Annotated in this window: 8 protein-coding genes; 3 read left to right on the forward strand and 5 right to left on the reverse strand. The window is 65.5% G+C overall.

Features of this window, described 5'->3' with window-relative positions:
- Nucleotides 1–40: 40 nt before the first annotated feature.
- Together FHW78_RS00200 and FHW78_RS00205 are read right to left on the reverse strand one after the other, a co-directional pair.
- Nucleotides 41–2,635: a glycoside hydrolase family 3 protein gene (locus tag FHW78_RS00200; protein ID WP_255443217.1), complete on the reverse strand. Its 2,595-nt coding sequence runs from the start codon at nucleotides 2,633–2,635 to the stop codon at nucleotides 41–43.
- 222 nt (nucleotides 2,636–2,857) lie between these two features.
- Nucleotides 2,858–5,404 (reverse strand): TonB-dependent receptor, encoded by a 2,547-nt coding sequence (locus FHW78_RS00205; protein ID WP_183636243.1) that lies wholly within the window; start codon nucleotides 5,402–5,404, stop codon nucleotides 2,858–2,860.
- Between the two features lie 1,116 nt (nucleotides 5,405–6,520).
- Between FHW78_RS00205 and FHW78_RS00210 the strand changes: the two genes are divergently transcribed.
- From FHW78_RS00210 to FHW78_RS00220, 3 genes are all read left to right on the forward strand, one after another.
- A complete protein-coding gene (locus tag FHW78_RS00210; protein WP_183636245.1) occupies nucleotides 6,521–7,483 on the forward strand; it encodes an alpha/beta hydrolase in 963 nt (320 codons plus the stop codon).
- 69 nt (nucleotides 7,484–7,552) lie between these two features.
- On the forward strand, nucleotides 7,553–8,089 hold the full coding sequence (locus tag FHW78_RS00215) for a DUF6151 family protein (RefSeq protein WP_183636246.1): 537 nt from the start codon (nucleotides 7,553–7,555) through the stop codon (nucleotides 8,087–8,089).
- A gap of 274 nt (nucleotides 8,090–8,363) precedes the next feature.
- Complete coding sequence (locus FHW78_RS00220) at nucleotides 8,364–8,795, forward strand: CBS domain-containing protein (protein WP_183636248.1); 432 nt, start codon at nucleotides 8,364–8,366, stop codon at nucleotides 8,793–8,795.
- An 88-nt stretch (nucleotides 8,796–8,883) separates the two neighbouring features.
- Here FHW78_RS00220 and FHW78_RS00225 read toward each other — a convergent pair whose 3' ends face one another.
- From FHW78_RS00225 to FHW78_RS00235, 3 genes are all read right to left on the reverse strand, one after another.
- Nucleotides 8,884–11,553 carry a TonB-dependent receptor gene (locus FHW78_RS00225; RefSeq protein WP_183636250.1) on the reverse strand — a complete coding sequence of 890 codons (2,670 nt, stop codon included), beginning with the start codon at nucleotides 11,551–11,553 and terminating at the stop codon, nucleotides 8,884–8,886.
- A gap of 67 nt (nucleotides 11,554–11,620) precedes the next feature.
- A complete protein-coding gene (locus tag FHW78_RS00230; RefSeq protein ID WP_183636252.1) occupies nucleotides 11,621–12,838 on the reverse strand; it encodes an MFS transporter in 1,218 nt (405 codons plus the stop codon).
- A 16-nt stretch (nucleotides 12,839–12,854) separates the two neighbouring features.
- Entirely contained in the window at nucleotides 12,855–13,802 is a 948-nt protein-coding gene (locus tag FHW78_RS00235; protein WP_183636254.1) for a carbohydrate kinase family protein, read from the reverse strand.
- Nucleotides 13,803–13,858: the final 56 nt, after the last annotated feature.

Raw genomic sequence — 13,858 nt, forward strand, 5'->3', positions numbered from 1 at the left:
CGTTCCCTTGTTTCTTTTTGTGCCTGTCCGAGCCGGCGGATCAGCGCGGCAATGGCGCGCGGCCAAGGATGGAGAAGCCGGCCGCACCGCCGGGCGCACCGGTACCGGGCTGGCCGCCGCCGACGAAGACCTGGTAGTCACCGGCCTCGACCGCTCGCTGGCCGGCGCGGTCGACCTCGCTGAGCCTGCGCGCGTCCAGCTCGAACGTCACCTCGCGCGATTCGCCCGGCGCCAGCGCCACGCGCGCGAATCCGACCAGGCTGCGGATCGGCGACTGCGGCCCTTGCGGAGGCTGCAGATAGACCTGCACCACTTCCTCGCCATGGCGTCCGCCGCTGTTTCGCACCCGCGCGCTTACCCGCAGCGTCTCGCCGGCCGTCAAGGTCCGCGTCGACAGGCGGGGGGCGTCATAGGCGAAGGTGGTGTAGCTCAGGCCGTGGCCGAACGGATACAGCGGCTGGCCACCGAAGTAGCGGTAGGTGCGTCCCTTCATGTCGTAGCTGACGTAGGGAGGGAGATCCCGGGTCGACTGGTAGAACGTCACCGGCAGGCGTCCGCCCGGGCTGAAGTCGCCGGCCAGCGCCTGCGCGATCGCGGTACCGCCGGATTGGCCGGGATACCACGCGGCAAGGATGGCGTCGGCATGTTGCTGCGCCCAGTTCAGCGCCACCGCGCTGCCGCTCATCAGCACCACGATCAACGGCTTGCCCGCCGCCTTGGCGCGCTCGAGCAACACTTGCTGCGCCGGCGGCAGGCCAATGGCGTTGCGATCGCCGCCATCGAAGCCCAGCACGTCGACCTTCAGTTCCTCGCCTTCCACGTCCGGCGACAGGCCGACGAAAGCGACCACCGCGTCGGCCCTTTCCGCCACGCGCGCGGCCTCGGCCAGTTGCGCGTCGGCCGGAGCCAGCCATTCCAGCCGCAGGCCCTGATCCTGGCCGTGATGCTCGATCTCCAGGCGAATGCGGCGGGGCCGTGTATCGGTGAAATGCAGGCGCGTTTCGACATTGCGGCCATCGGCGTTGTGCACGCCGGCGGCGACGCGCTTGTCTTGCGCGTTGCCTGCAATCACCAGTTCGTCGTCGATGTACAACCGCACCGGATCGTGCCCGCTGCAATCGAAGCAGCGCGCCACGCGCACCGCGAGGGTGTATTCGCCGGGTCCGGGCGGCAGCAGTTCACCGGTCCAGCGTACCGAATAGCGATTCCGATCGACTCCGGCGGCGGGCGCCACCTGATCCCAGTTGAAGCTGACCACGCGATCCCGGCGCACCACGCGTGGGGCGCCGGCCAGATCCGGATTGTCGAAGTACTCGCCCTTGAGTCCGGCCTGGCCATCGCTGCGCAGGGCGGTCTCGGGAATCATCACCGGCACCCCCGCCGCCAGCGGCGCACCCTGCGCATAGCTCACCCGGGCCTGGCCGAAGCGTTCCCGCAGGCCACGCAGCGGCGTCACCGGGTCGGTGGACGTGCCCTGATAGTTGGCTTCCAGCGCGGCCAGCGCATCGGCATTCGGACCGATGATCGCCAGCCGGGCATCCGGTTTCAGCGGCAGGGTCGCGTGATCGTTCTTCAACAGGACCAGCGATTGCCGCGCGGCTTCGAGGGCCAGTTCGCGGCTGGCGGGGGCATCGATGTCAACCGCGCCGAGTTGAGCGTAGGGGTCATGCCGCGGGCGTTCCAGTTCGCCCAGGCGATAGCGCGCGGCGAACAGGCGCACCAGCGACCGGTCCAGCGACGCCTCGTCGGTCTCGCCGCGATCCAGCGCCTGGCCCAGGGCGCGATAGGTGTTGCCGCAATTGAGGTCATGCCCGGCGTTCAGGGCGGCGGCGCTGGCGCCGGCTTCGTCGGAACGGAAGTAGTGGAAGTGCAGCATGTCGTAGAGCGAATCGCAGTCGGACACCACGAACCCGCGGAATCCCCAGTCCTTGCGCAGGCGGCCATCGAGCAGCCAGTCCGCGGCGCAGGCTGGCGTGCCGTGCAGCGAGTTGTAGGCGCACATCACCGCGCCGGCGCCGCCGTCGACCAGTGCGGCGCGGAATGCCGGCAGGTAGGTGGCTTCCAGATCGCGCGGAGAGACATCGACGTCGAAGCCGTGGCGCCCCGGTTCCGGGCCGCTGTGCACGGCCAGATGCTTGGGCGTGGCGATGGTGCGCGGATGCCGGGGATCGTCGCCCTGCAGGCCGCGGATGAAGCCGACCGCCAACTGCCCGGTGAGGTAGGGGTCCTCGCCGTAGGTTTCCATGCCGCGTCCCCAGCGGGGGTCGCGGAAAATGTTGATGTTCGGCGACCAGATGGTCAGCCCTTCATAACGCCGATGGTCGCTGCCCGGCCCGCCGGCCAGGTTGAACTTGGCGCGGGCCTCGGTCGAGGTCACCGTGCCGATCTGTTCCAGCAGATCGACATTCCAGGTCGCCGCCAGCCCGATGGCCTGCGGAAACACGGTCGCGTGGCCGCTGCGGGCGACGCCGTGCAGGCCCTCGTTCCACCACTCGTAGGCCGGTACGCCCAGGCGTGGAATCGCCGGAGCGGCATTCATCGTCTGCGCGATTTTCTCCTCGCGCGTCATCTTCGCCACCAGCGCCGCCGCCCGCTGCTCGGCCTCGTCCGCGTGCGCCGGGGCTGCCAGCGACATTGTCGCCAGCGTCCATCCCGCGGCAATCAGGAACGGCAGGGCCTGGCGGCGAAGGAACACGGGCATGGGCAAGGGTTCTCCGGAGCGTGGCTCAATGTACAACGGGTATGGGACGGTGCCTGTCTGGAACGAGGCGCTGAAAAAAGCGCGTGGCCGTAGGGGCGGCCACGCGCACGGAACGGCACGCCATCGAGGGAGGACCGATGGCGTGCCTTGGCCGCCTCAGAACTTGAAGGTGAAGGCCACCTGGTAGTTGCGCCCGCTCTTGTAGAGGCCCAGCGGGGTGCGCTTCTGGGTGTCGTACCAGTAGTAGGTGTCATCCAGCAGGTTGGAGGCACTGAAGGTAACGCCGAGCATCTCGTTGAACTGATAGCCGGCAATCAGATCCAGCTGCTTGTACGCGTCGGCAAACACGCTCGCGTTCTGGCGTCCCACCTGGTTGTAGTACTCCGAGCGGTAGCTGTAGTTGACGCGCACGCTGAACGGGCCTTTCTCGAAGTACGGCGTCACCGTATAGGCGTTCTTCGAGACGTACGGCAGGAACAGGTTCGTGCTGGTGTCGGTGTCCGTATAGGTGTAGTTGGCGTTGATGCCGAACCCGTTGTCGAACGCCTGCTGGTAGATCAGCGACACGCCGGTGGCGGAGGCGTCGGCGACGTTGATTGGGCGGCTGATGGAGTAGACGCCGGACACGCCGGAGATCGGGTTGGTCAGCTGCTGCTCGATGGTATTGGTCACGACGTAGTTGCTGATGTCGCGGCGGAACACCTCGGCCGCCAGCATGCTGCTGGGGGCGAAGTACCACTCGAAGGCCAGGTCGTAGTTGGTGGCCTCGTAGGGTTCGAGATCGACGTTGCCGCCGCCGCCGGTGAAGTCCTGGTCGTTGAGATCCAGCGTGCCGGCCAACTGGCCATAGCGGGGGCGGGCCATCACCTTGGCGGCGGAGAAGCGGGCCACCATGTCGTCGGTCAGCTCGTAGGCCAGATTGAAGCTCGGCAGCGGCTTGTAGAAGCTGCGGTTCGCCAGGGCCCGGTCGTAGCCGCCAGAGCCGTTGCTGACCCAGTACAGCGACTTGTCGGAGGTATCCACGTAGCGCACGCCCAGGTTGCCGCGCCACTTGCCGGACTCGAAGTTCGCCTGCGCGTACAGGGCCGTGGTGATCTCCTTGACGTTGAACGAGGGACCGTAGTTGTAGGTGTACGGGCCGCGCGGCGCCAGCGAGTTGAAGTAGGCGATGGCCTTGCCCAGATCGGCCACCGGCCAGGAGGCCAGGTCGCCGCCGGCGCCCAGGCCGTCATACAGCCCGCTCGGCGACATGCCGCCCAGGATCTCGGTCAGGTTGAGCGCCGACACCACGTCCACCGCGTTGCCGCGCGAGGACACGCCGTTGTCGTGGTTGGTGTACTTGTAACCGACCTGGATCTGGTTGATCGGACCCCAGGCCACGTCATGGGTCGCGTCGAACTGGAAGTAGCGCTCCTTGTCGCGGCTGGTTTCGTAGTACTGGCCGCCGTACTGCTGGCCCGGCGCCAGGCCCCAGTTGGACGCGGCGTCGTTGTCGTAGTTCACCACGGTATGCCGCGCGTCGTACTCGAAATCGAAGCCACCGCTGAGCAGCAGGGTCTTCATCAGGTATTCCGGATCCTTGCCGCCCTTGGCGCTGGTCACGCCGGCCTGGGTGGTGAATACCCAGCTCTCGCCGGACCAGTCGTGGCGCAGGTTGATGCTGCGCGTTTCGACCTCGCTCTTGCGCAGGTTGAAATCGTGCTGCGCGTACGCGTCGCCGCCGACTTCGGCCGCGACCACGTAGCCATTGTCGATGGTCGCGCTGGTGATCTGGCCCAGGCTGCAGGCCGGGCAGATGTAGCGCGCCTGGCTGAAGTTGTCGTACTTGCCCTTGACGTAGATACCGGTCAGGTTGATTTCGTTGTTTTCGTTGGGCTTCCACTGCAACGCTGCCTGCAGGCCGTCACGCTCGCGATCCTGCTGGAAGTAGGAACTGCTGATGCCGACCGGCAGCTTGGCGGCGGCGGGGTCGCCTTCGCCACTGATGACGGCGGTGTCGGGCAGGCCGGTCGTGTAGCCCCAGTATTCGAGGCCGGCGCGGGAAATGCTCTGCTTGTCGTGGGTGGCCGAGATCAGGAAGCCAAGGTCCTCGGCGGCATTCTTCCAGCTCCACAGCAGCGAGGCGCGCGGATTGCCGTCTTCCGAACGGTCGTTGTAGTTGTAGCCGACCGTGCCGCGCAGCGTGTTCCTGGGCAGGTCCAGCGGCCTGCGGGTATGCACGATCACGGTGCCACCGATGCTGCCCTCGTCGATGCGCGCTTCCGGTGTCTTGTAGACCTCCATCAGGCCGATGATTTCCGGAGAGAGCAGGGTGTAGTTGAAGGTGCGCCCGCTGGTGTCGGTGGGATTGCCGCCCCAGTCGCCCGAGGCGATGGTCTGGCCGTTGACCAGCACCCGGTTGAGGGCCGGATCGGTGCCGTTGATGCTGACTTTCTCGCCTTCGCCGAACTGGCGATCAACGGTGATGCCGGGCAGGTGCGACAGCGATTCGGCGGCATTGGTGTCCGGGAACTTGCCGATGTCCTCGGCGCTGATCGCATCGACGATCGAATTGGCCGAGCGCTTGACCGCCTGGCTCTTTTCCAGCGAAACGCGATAGCCGGTGACGGTGACGGTGTCCAGATCCGAGGCTTCCTGTGCCTGGGCGTTGAAGGCAATGCAGGCAATGACGGCTGCCGACAGTGCGGACTTGCGGTATTTCATGACCTTTCCTCATCAAATGGGTGGTTGCTGTGATGGTTGCCTGCTGCCGATTTGCGGTGGTTCCGTGCCCATCCCCGGCGTGGGACGCGCCCCTTCGTTTTCTTCAAGGTCCTGTTCGTTTTCGTGCGCCGCCGGTCGGACGGCGGATGCGGGTGGCGTTGCTTCGCTCGGTGCCCAGACCTGCATCCGTGGCTCGCCCCGGGCGACTTGCCCGGGTTTCGTTCTCGTCAGGTAGCGCTACCAAATGGCGGCCAAATAAAAAGGCGGGTGACTCGAATTTGATTTCGCGAACCGGGCGGTCGCGCGCCGCGCCGAGGGTCGAGCCGAACGATGCCGCGGCCTGGAGAAAAGAAGGGGAGGGACCGTGGTCGCGTCGGGGTGGCCGAGGCGAGCGCGGGGTGTTCGAAGCCTGCGCGGGTGGCGAACCGGCTTCGGCATGACCGAGGTCCACTGTGAGAAGTGGCACATCGTTGATCGGTACGTCCGTTCGAGATGCAACAGCCATTGCAAGGTGCCCCACCCGTGATGCGCCGGCACGGGCGCCAACGCGAGCCGAGTTTGAATCGATATAAATTCAGATGTCAACGACCTGTCATCGGATGCTGCTAGGAAGGGGTAATAGCACTCATTGAGCCCTGTTCATTTAAGAAAATTAGAACTTTGATCGCGAATTTGAATGCAATCAGGCCATTGGGATCGTTTCATATGAGTTCTTTTTCGGGCCGTCGGCGCCAGGGGACAGCCATCCGGAGGTGAAAAATCCGGCCGGTAAGGAGGCTTCAACAGACCGCTGAAAGACGGCGTGGACGAGGACGGGAATCCCCCCATTTCACCCATTCCCCCTGCCTCCCATGTCATGGGCGACACCCTTCGGCTACCGCGAGAACGGGCGCTCCGGCACCGCCCCCTCCCGCGAACAACAGGCGTTCGACCATCAACCTGCCTTGGCCTGCCGGCACGCATTCGCGTGGTCGCGCCAGCGGGCGCCGGTGATGATGAGGCAGCCAACCCACGGGTTCCACGGCATGCATCGGGGCGACTATCCGCAGGGATTACCGCGCGGGCGACGCCACGATTTCCTTCGACCGACAACGCCATTGACGATAGGGGACCACGATGAAACGACGGAGCTTTCTGCAGGCATGCGCGGCGATTGCGGGTACCGCCGCCCTCAGCGCGTACCGGATGGCGCCGGGCAGGGAAGGGACGACGCTGGACGCGGCGGCGTTCACCGCGCTGCGCCGTTTCGCCGACACGCCGTTCGGACGCATCGCCCACGTGGAAGTCGGAAGCGGCCCAGCGGCCCTGTTTCTCCACGGCCTTCCGTTGAACGGCTTCCATTGGCGCGGTTCGCTCGAACGCCTCGCGCCGCATCGGCGATGCATCGCGCCGGACTTCATGGGACTGGGCTATACGGAGGTCTCCGGGAAACAGGATCTTTCCCCGCAGGCGCAGGCGGACATGCTGGTGGCCTTCCTTGACCATCTCGACGTTTCGTCCGTCGACCTCGTCGCCAACGACAGCGGCGGAACGATCGCGCAACTCTTCGCCGTGCAACATCCGGAACGGGTCCGGACGATGCTGCTGACCAACTGCGACGTCCACGAGAACTGCCCGCCGGAACAGATGCGCAATTCGATCAACGCGGCCAAGGCCGGCAACTATGATCCGAAGATGCAGCGCCACCTGGACGATCGCGTCTACGCCCGTTCGGACAAGGGCATCATCGGGTCGGCCTACATGACGCCCGCGAACGTCACCGACGAAACGATCGAGTACTACTTCAAGCCGCTCGTGTCGTCGCCGCTGCGCAAGTCGCAACTCAACCGCTATCTCGCCGATCTCGACCCCAATCCCTTGCTGGCGATCGAACCGGACCTCCGGCGCCTGGACACGCCGACGCGCATGGTCTGGGGCACGGCGGACCCGCTGTTTCCGGTCCGCTGGGCGAACTGGCTCGACCAGGCCCTGCCTGGCAGCCGCGGGGTCCGGTGGGTCGAGGGCGGCAGGCTGTTCTGGCCGGAAGAGATGCCGGAGGTGGTCGCCGGGGAGGCGCGGGCGCTCTGGGGTGTTTCGTAACGCGATCACCGTGTCGAAATCGGATCAGCCCGTTCGTCGAAGAATGGAATCCACGACGGAAGGAAAGACATGTCGCCGACCACGAGCCTCGCTTGCGCCTGCGGACAGTTCAAGCTGACCCTCCGGGGAGAGCCCATCACCAGCGTCGCATGCCATTGCGACAGTTGCCGTGCCGCCGGCGCGCGACTGCAACGGTTGGCCTGCGCGCGGCCCCTGCTTGATCCGTTGGGCGGGACGCGGTTCGTTCTCTACCGGAAAGACCGCATCCGCTTTGTCGCCGGCATGGACCGCCTGAAGGCCTTTCGGCTGTCATCCGACGCCAGCACCCGGCGCGTTCTCGCGTCCTGCTGCAATACGCCCGTGTTCCTCGAATTCAAGGGCGGACATTGGTTGAGCCTTTATGGGGGGCTGTGGCCCGATACCACGCTGCCGCCACTGGAGATGCGCACGATGACCGGCGATCTGGCGGACGCGTCGTTCCTGCCCGCCGACGTTCCCAACTTCAAGCGCCAGTCGTTCTCGTTCTTCGCCCGGTTGTTGAACGCATGGATCGCCATGGGGTTCCGCAGTCCCCGCATCGAGGTCGGCGGCGAGATCCATGCCTGAGAGCAGGCGGGAGACGCGGGAAGGAGCATCGATGCGGAAAACTGAACCGACGCCTGCTGCAAAGGCCGGGCTGTCTGGATTGCGGCGGCGCCGCCGGCGCAGGATGGCGTTCCGGACCACTCGCCGCGTGTAGGGATTCGCGCATTGCCCACATCCGTGGAAGGGTGAATTCCCTTCGGGCCGTCTAGTGAGGCGGATGGGCAGGTCATAGAGTCCGGATACACAACACGGGTAACGCGCCGGATGGGTGCAGCCCGAACAGCCAGAGACCCCCATGAAAATTCGTGAACTTCTGAAGTCCAAGCCCGGCGATGTGGTCACCATCGATATCGGGGATACCATCGGCGCCGCCGCCAGGAAGATGACCGCCCACAAGATCGCGGCGCTGGTCGTGACCCGCCTGGCGCAGCCGGTTGGCGTCGTGTCCGAACAGGACGTCGTGGCCGCGCTGGCGGAACATGGCGCCCAGGCTGGCGAGCGGCCGCTGAGCCGGCTGGTGGAAACCGCCATCGAAAGCATCACGCCCGAGAGCACGCTGAAACAGGCGATGTCGATGATGACCCATGCGCGCCGGCGTCATCTGCCGGTGATCAGCGACGATGAGCTGGTGGGCATCGTCAGCCTGGGCGACATCGTCAAGAACCGGCTGGACGAACTCTCGCTCGAACGGGACGTGTTGCGCGACATCTACATCGCCGCGCATTGACTGGCGCGGCACGAGACTAAGAAACCGCCCTTTCGGGCGGTTTTTTGGAGCAACCCGTGACGATGCCGGAGCATCGGCACCGACGGTCTCAGTAGTCGAAACGGACGCGCAGGCCGACGGTGCGCGGATCATTCCAGTAGGCACGGATGAAGCCGCCGGCATCGTCGGTCCAGTTCTTGGTCATCTTGTCGGTGGCGTTGAGCACGTACAGCTCGGCGCGCCAGAAGGAGGGTGACTGCAGGCTCAGGCTGGCATCGACCGTGGCATAGGCTTCCTGCGCATCGGAGACGTGCGCGTTGTCCAGGTTGCGCAGGGTGAAGTACATCTTGTCCTGCCACTTGACGTTGATCCAGGGCACCAGCTCATAGCCGTTGCCGAACCGGAAGGTGTGCGCCACGTTGACGCCGGCGGTGAACTTCGGGGTCAGCGGCAGGTGGTTGCCGGTGATGTCGTAGATCTGCCGGCCCGCCAGCTCGGGATTGGGACCGTTGTAGGGGGGCGGGCAGGGCACCGCGCCGAACTCCTCGCGCACGCCGCAGTTCCACTCGTCGCTGAAGGTGGGATAGTCCTTCATCTTGCTGTTGATGTACGAGAAGAAACCGCCAATGCGGGTGTTGGCCGTGGGCAGGTAGTCGAACTCCACCTCCACGCCCGGGATGTTCACGGTGCCGACGTTGACGGTCTGCCATTTCTTGACCACATCGCAGGTCGGATCCCATTCCGGGCAGGGCTCGTTGACAATCACCTTGGCGGCGAAGAAGTCGCCGGTCACCTGCATGTCCTTGTAGCGGCTGTAGAAGGCGGTGACCGACAAGCTCAGGCGCTTGTCCAGCAGCAGGCCCTTGTAGCCGACTTCCAGGTTGGTGACGGTTTCCGGCCGGTAGGGGAAGAAGGTGTAGTGCGGGCCGGCGGGGCCGTCCACGCAGACCTTGCCGTCACAGGCGTCGTCCTTGTCGCCGAAACCGCCCGCCTTGTAGCCGGTGGACAGCGAGGTGAACAGGATTTCGTTGTCCGACAGATCCTTGGTCAGGCCCAGGCGGTAGGTGAACTTGCGCCACGAATCGGAATGGGCGTTTTCCGCCGGCGGTCCCCACAGCCGGTAGGCGCCGATGCCGGCGAACGGTCCCATCCCTTCGGTCAGGTCACGGCCGTTGTGCGGGCGGAAACCGGGTTCGCCCGGCGTGCCCGGGTCGTAAAGCCCGTTGTAGTAGGCCGTCGATTCGCTGTCCCAGCCGCCATACACCTGGCCACCGCGATCGGTCTTGGAATCGCGGCTGAAACGCGCGCCGAAGGTCGCCGTCCAGGTGGGCGCGAAGCGCCAGTCGGCCTGCGAGAAGATCGCCTTGGCGTCGATCTGGCGGTTGGGCTGGTGATAGAACTGGCTGATCGGATAACCGAACGGGGCGTTGACCAGCATTTCCTGGGCGTAGTCGATCGAGTTCTTCTCGTGCATCCAGAACAGGCCGGACACCAGCTTCAGACGCTCGCCCTGGTGCTTGAACTGCAGTTCGTGGACGAACGACTTGTACTCCGAATCCAGGGTTATGGAGGTGTTGTCGCGCACCGGCCAGACGCCCCAGTCGCCTTCGGCCGGCACCGGCAGGGTCGCGGTGACCTGCGAGGGAATCTCGTGGTAGCCGCCATCGTCATCGGAGATCTGGAAGCGCTTCTGCCTGGCGAACGCCACGCTGTACTCGATGCTGTTGGTGTCGCTGAGATACCAGTTGAGGTTCGAGCGCACCGTGTCGATGGACATGTCCGTCCGGCCGGGCACGTTGATCTTCACGTCCCACTTGCCGCCGGTGCAGGCGAAGCGGGTGCCAGCGGCCTGCTTGCAGTCCTTCAGCCCCACCTGGCCGGCGCCGGAGTTCTGGAACTTTTCATAGGCCAGCAGCCACTCGACATCGTCGGTGATGGCGAAACGGGCGGCGATGCGGGCCGCCCATTCGTCGCGGTTGTAGTAGTACTTGCTGCGCGGAACCCGGACGTTGCGACGCTGGTCCACGTCCGGGATGCCGTCGGCGATGAAACCCCGTTCCGGAATGTTGACGTCGGTGAAGTCCTGCTGCTGGTCGATCCAGCCATCGCGCTCGATCTTGGTGGCGGCCACGCGCAGGGCGAAGCGATCGTTTACCGCGAGGTTCTGGATCAGGTTGATCTGGCGAAGGTTGTAGCTGCCCAGTTCTATCTCGGTGCTGCCGAAGCTGGAATCGAAACGCGGCTTGGCCGGAATGATGTTGATGCTGCCGCCAGTCGAATTGCGGCCGAACAGGGTGCCCTGCGGCCCGCGCAGCACTTCGACCTGGTCCACGTCGAACATCAGCGCCAGCGCGCCCTGCGGGCGCGGGGAATACAGGCCTGCCACATGCAGGCCCACGGCCGGGTCGCCGATCTCGGTGAAGTTGTTGGCGCCGATCCCGCGGATGGTGACCTGCACGCCGGAATCCGGACCGGCGGCGATCTGCAGGTTGGGCATCTTGCCCGACAGGCCGCGCACGTCGCGGATGCCTTCGCGGGTCAGCGTTTCCTGGGTGACCGCAGTGACGGTCACCGGAGTCTTCAGCAGATCCGATTCCAGGCGCGTGGCCGACACCCGCACGGTCTGCAGGGTGGTCGTGGGTTCGCCCTGGCTGGCCTGCTTGTCCTTGCCATCCGTGCTGGACTGGGCCAGGACCGGGGCGGTGGCACAGCCGAGCAATACCGCCGCCACCGCGGCGGCGATGCCGGTCGGTCGAACAGCGCTGGGATGCTTTTTCATCGTTGGCTCCTGGTTGTACGGCAACTCGGGGCGATCGGGCCCGCGCAGTGGCTGGTGTGGTTGCCCATCAGGGCGAGGCGGGGGTGTTTTTCGCGGAATACAGCGTCTGGTTGCGCACCAGCGGCCTGGCCCAGGCACTGACGCTGAGGATGTAGAGCAGGGGGATGAAGACCAGCGACAGGCCCACGCGCAGGCCCCAGTGATCGGCGACGACGCCGATCAGCAGCGGCACGATGGCGCCACCGAGGATGCCGCTGCACAGGATTCCCGAGAACGCGCCGTGGTGCTGGCGCACCGAGTTCAGTCCCAGCGAGAAGATCACCGAGAACATCACCGACAAGAAAAAGCCCGCAGCGGGAAACGCCAGTGGAGAGACGGCTGCGGAACCGAAAAGGGCGAGCGCGAGGCAGGCGATGGCCAGGAGTGAGAAAACCGCCAGCACCAGCTTCGAATCCAGCAGTTTCAGCAGCCCCAGTCCGGCCAGGCAGCCCAGCGACATCAGCCCCCAGAAGCGGCTGACGGCGACGGCGCCGTGTTCGGTGGCCGACAGGCCGTGATAACTGTGCAGGAACTGCGACATCCAGTTGGCGATGGATTGCTCGGTGCCGACATAGGCGACGATGGCCAGGAAGAACAGGCGCACGTCGCGACGTCGCAGCAGGCTGCGGTAGGCTTCGCGGCTGCCGGCGCGTTCGTCTTCCTTCAGTTCCACCGCCGGCAACGGCAGCTTGTAGTTGAGCAGGGCGAGCAGCACGAAGGCGGCGCTGAAGTACCAGTAGAACGTCAGCCAGGCCAGCGGCTGACCCTCCACGCCGGGACGCTGCATGTACAGCCTGAAGACCAATGGGCTGAGGAAGGACGCCAGGCCGAATACCAGCTGCGCCATGACCGAGAAGAACGCGAAGTGCTCCTCGCCGCCGGCGGTGCGCATCAGCGGATTGATCACCACCTGCAGCAGGGCCATGCCGAGGCCGATGACGAACAACCCGGCGACCACCGAGACATAGCCGGGAAGCAGGGCGATGGCCAGCGCGCCAAGGAAATTCAGCGTGAAGGCGGCGAACAGGGTGTAGCGGGTGCCACGGGTCTCGATCAGCATGCCGCCCGGAATCGAGACCAGGCCGTAGGCGAGGAAAAAGGAGAACGGCATGAAGCCGGCCATGGTCAGGCTCAGCTTGAAATCCTGGATGGCGATGGGCATCAACGGCCCGATCAGGTTGGTGATGAAGGAGATCGCGAACCAGATCAGGAGGATGTAGCTGATGATCAGCGGCCGGTGCTTCATGGTCGTGGCTCCGGGATCAGGGAGACGGGTGCAGACAATGCGAGAGTTCACCCGCGGCGATGGTCTTGCGCGGGAAGCGCGGCAGGATCGCCGCGGCGGTCCGGCAGCCGGCACCGAGCGCATCGTGCAGACCGGCCTGGTTCAACCGCGCCGCCAGGTAGCCGGTGTTGAAACTGTCGCCGGCCCCCACCGTGTCGAAAATCCCGTGGGCCACTTCGATCGCGTAGTGGGTGCTCTGTCCGTCGACATGCCCGAGCGCGCCGGCCGCACCCAGCTTGATGATCAGATGGGCGCCGGGCTTGAGCAGGCGGGCGACGCGCTGCACCGCGATCGTCAGGTCCTGGGTGCCGGCGATGCTCATCGCCTCCAGTTCGTTGATCAGCAGATGGTCGCAATGGACCAGCCAGCCTTCGACTTCCTCGTGCACCCGGGGCGTCCAGCCTTCCGGTGGCCAGCCCGGATCCAGCGCCACCTGGTAGCCCCTGGCCGATGCCTGCGCCAGCAATTGGCTGTAGTCGTCACGCAGGCCCGGCAGCAGGAAAGGGGCGGTGAACAGGGCGATGCTGCCGGCCGGCGCCGGCGGCAGGTGTTCGAGTACGAAGGCCGGGGTCAGGTGCTGCAGGTGCCCGCAACTGGTGAAGAAAGTGCGTTCGCCATCGGCGTGCATCAATCCGACCGACATGGTGGTGTCGCTGGCGCAGGTTTGCAGTTCGACCGGAATGCCGGCCAATTGCAGCAGCAGCCACTGGGCCAGGTCATCGTTACCGATGGCGCCGATCAGGCGGGGACTCAGGCCAAGGTGGCGCGCCGCCAGGGCGGAGTTGGCCGCCGAGCCACCGGCACGCAGCTCGCTGCGCGGCAGCAACTGTTCGGTGCCAATCTTGGGCCAGCTGTTCAGCGTGCCCAAGACCAGGTCCACGCTGACATCGCCGATGATGCTGAATTGGGGCTGATCGTGCTTCATGGGGCCGACTATAGGCAGCCCGATTCTTCCCTGTCAATAAAAATATCCAGTGGAAG

The sequence above is a fragment of the Pseudoxanthomonas sp. OG2 genome (assembly GCF_014192765.1).
Taxonomy (GTDB): Bacteria; Pseudomonadota; Gammaproteobacteria; order Xanthomonadales; family Xanthomonadaceae; genus Pseudoxanthomonas_A; species Pseudoxanthomonas_A beigongshangi.